Annotated in this window: 1 protein-coding gene and 1 pseudogene; both read left to right on the forward strand. The window is 71.1% G+C overall.

Annotated features, from left to right (window positions below; genetic code table 11):
* Positions 1-688 (forward strand): annotated as a pseudogene (locus EPO09_RS21740) (hypothetical protein); the annotation flags it as partial.
* Between the two features lie 84 nt (positions 689-772).
* A partial coding sequence (locus tag EPO09_RS21745) for a hypothetical protein (protein WP_290646625.1) occupies positions 773-2,245 on the forward strand: 1,473 nt, incomplete at its 3' end.

The following is a 2,245-nucleotide window of genomic DNA, read 5'->3' on the forward strand; positions in this document are numbered from 1 at the left end:
CACGCCGGAGGCCACCCTCGAGGTGGCGGCCGTGGAGCCGGTCGAGAAGTCCACCACCCCCAAGGCCAGCGAGCCGGCCGAAGCGGCGGGGACGGAGCCGGTCATCAAGGCCGGAATGTCCCCCGACGACTTCCGGAAGCTCGCCGCCAAGTTCCTCCAGGCCGTCCCCGACGACAAGGTCGGGCAAGCATTCCAGGAGCTGGCGGCCCTCGCCACCCCGTCCGACGCTGCCGCCCCGGCCGCCGACGACACCACCACGGAGCCGGCCACGGCGCCGGAGCCCGCCGCGGAGGCCGTTGAGCCCCCGGTCGCAGCCCCCGCACCGGACCCGGCGACCGGTGTTCTTGAACCGCCCGCCCCGGAGCCCGACGAGCCTGTCCAGAAGGCCGCCACCGGGTTCGACATGGCCGCGTTCACGGCAGCCCTCGCAGGCGTCGTCCGCGGTGAGGTCGAGGCTGCGGTCGGCCCGATCACGAAGCGCCTGGAGGTCGTCGAGTCGACCCCGGCGCCTGGCGGGCCGATGCTCAACGGTGCTGGCCCCGCCGACGCCGCGCCCGGCAGCGGATTCGACGAGATCCGGAAGGCCATCGAACTCATCGAGGACCCCGCCGCGCGCCGCGCCATGCAGGGCAAGGCCGTCCACCAGATCCTCACCGGCGTCATCGGCGGTCAGGTCCCCACCCGGTAGGACCGCACCCCGCACCACCACCCCCGTTCCCAGCCCCCGGAGCCACAGTGCCCGGGGGCTGACGCATGTCAGGAGCCCCATCACATGAGCACCGCACTCGCCGACCCGATCACCGAGGAAACCCTCTCCGAGATCACCCGGGTCACGAAGGCCGCCACGTCCGGCATCAACGTTTCCACCGGGTTCACCGGTGTCGACATGTCCGGCGTCGTCTCCCTGGTCTCCGCGAACACCCCGTTCTACGACCGGGTGACCCGCGTCACCGCCCCCCAGGGTGCGGCTGCCGCGACGTGGAGGGCCAGCCTCAACGTCAACTCCAGCCAGCCGGACCCCTTCGTGGGTGACGACAACGGCGGCGGCGACGTCGTGTTCAGCGAGCACGACATGCTCGCTCCGTTCCGCCCGGTGCGTGTCACGGGCCGCGTCACGCAGGACGCGATCGACAAGTCCCGCGGCTACGATGACGCGAAGGCGCGCGCCACCGCCGGCACCCTCATCCAGTGGCGGATCGCCGCGAACAAGGGCTACCTCGGCGCCAACGCCGTCGCCCTCCCCACCATCGGGACCGTCACCGTCACCTCCGCGGCAACCGGCGGCACCATCACGTCCGGCACGACCCTGTACGTGAAGGCCGCCGCCCGGAGCGGCAGCAACTACTACTGGGGCGGCTCCGGCATCGCCAGCAACGCCGCGAACGTCACGGTCGGCACCACCACCAGCACGAACTCCGCCGCCGCCACCGTTCCCGCCGTCCGTGGCGCCGTCGCCTACGACTGGTTCACCAGCACGAACGGCAGCACCTACTACTACACGACCACCACGGCGTACAACGCGGCCACCTTCACCGCCACCCTGTCCGCCCACGCCGCCATCCCGTCGGCGCTGACCCTGCCCGGTCTCTACTCAACGGCCCCCACCACCCCGCCCGTGGCCGACACCAGCTACTCGAGCAAGCGGTACAACGGTCTCATCACGTCGCTCACCCAGGACTACAGCAGCACCGGCGCCCTCGCCACCTACGGCACCGGTGACCTCGTGTCCGGGTGCTCCGTCATCTCCCTCGACGGCGCGACCCTCACCGGCGCGGCCCAGGGCATCACCGAACTCGATGCCCTCAACGCGGCAATCTTCGCCATCGCCCAGACCGGGCCGACCGCGTACCTGGTGGCCCCGCAGCAGTCCACCGACATCGGCACGAAGGTCATGGGCACCAACCAGGCGTCCACGTTCCTGGCCCGCGGCGACGACCGGACGAAGCTGACCGGCGGTGCGGCCGTCACCCAGTACGTGAACCGGACCACCAATGAGGTCATCCCGATCATCACTGACCCGTGGATGTTCCCCGGCACCATCGTCGCCCTCACCGAGACCGTCCCCTACCCGGAGTCCGGCTTCTCGAACACCTTCGAGGCCCGCGTCCTCCGCGAGGTCTCTGAGACCCCGTACGGCGCGTCCACGTCTGCCGGCGGCGCCGGTGAGGGCCCGCGCCAAATTTGGGACTGCTCTTCGATGGAGAGCTTCATCGTGCGCGCCCCGGTCGCCTGCGGGATCTTGACC

This window comes from Aquabacterium sp., from assembly GCF_004297345.1.
Lineage (GTDB): Bacteria > Pseudomonadota > Gammaproteobacteria > Burkholderiales > Burkholderiaceae_C > Aquabacterium.